The sequence below is a fragment of the Comamonas sp. GCA5 genome (assembly GCF_036541385.1).
GTDB lineage: Bacteria > Pseudomonadota > Gammaproteobacteria > Burkholderiales > Burkholderiaceae_C > Comamonas > Comamonas aquatica.
The window spans coordinates 1-424 of record NZ_JAZHFR010000233.1 but is presented as its reverse complement, the minus strand read 5'-3'; the positions used below and the strand labels follow the sequence as shown (position 1 = coordinate 424).

General features: G+C 76.2%; 1 pseudogene. It reads right to left on the bottom strand.

Annotation, left to right across the window (positions count from 1 at the left end):
* Positions 1-34 precede the first annotated feature (34 nt).
* Positions 35-424 (bottom strand): annotated as a pseudogene (locus SJH88_RS19435) (hypothetical protein); the annotation flags it as partial.

Below are 424 nucleotides of genomic sequence, written 5' to 3'. Positions count from 1 at the left end.
GCCCGTGGCGGCCCGGGCGCGGGGGCGATGCGGCTCAGGCCCAGGCCGGCGCCCGCTCTTCCCACCAGCCGCTGATCAGGGCCTGCGGCTTGCGCAGGGCGCGCACCCAGGCGCAGTCCGGCCAGGCGTCCATCTGCACGTTCATGCCGGCAAACACGCCATAGCCCGGGCCAGCGGCGATCTCGCCCTCGGCCTGCAGGGTTTCGCCCGCGCGGATGCTGCAGGCCGCACGGATGTCGCCGCGCGCCTTGATGCCCCAGCCGGCCTGGATGTGGTTGCCGCAGACGATGTCGCCCTGGGCCGCCAGGCCGTCGCCCACCTCCAGCAGCCCCTGCACCGCCACCGCGCCCCCGGCGCGCAGGCCCTTGCCGCAGTGCAGGCCGGCCTGCACCTCCACGTCCTGGCCGATGAAGGCGCTGCCGCG